Raw genomic sequence first — 253 nt, forward strand, 5'->3', positions numbered from 1 at the left:
CTCGGGGTAATGGCTCGAGGCATGCCCCAGGAAGGCGATCCGCCGCGCGCCCTGGGCCAGCAGGTGGGCGGTGATGTCGAAGCCGCCGAGGAAATTGTCGCTGCCGATCGACACCCCGGGCTGGTCGGGCAGGGCGGCGCCCCAGCGCACGAAATGCGTGCCCTGTTCGACCAGCCGCTGCAGGCGAGCGCGCGACTCGTGGTAATCGCCGTAGCCGAGCAGGATGATCCCGTCGGCCTTGTTGCTGTCCTCG

Annotated in this window: 1 pseudogene; it reads right to left on the reverse strand. The window is 69.6% G+C overall.

The window, feature by feature from the left end:
• A pseudogene (locus SB822_RS59080) lies at positions 1 to 253 on the reverse strand (hypothetical protein); the annotation flags it as partial.

This window comes from Paraburkholderia sp. SIMBA_054, from assembly GCF_046534875.1.
Classification (GTDB): domain Bacteria; phylum Pseudomonadota; class Gammaproteobacteria; order Burkholderiales; family Burkholderiaceae; genus Paraburkholderia; species Paraburkholderia hospita.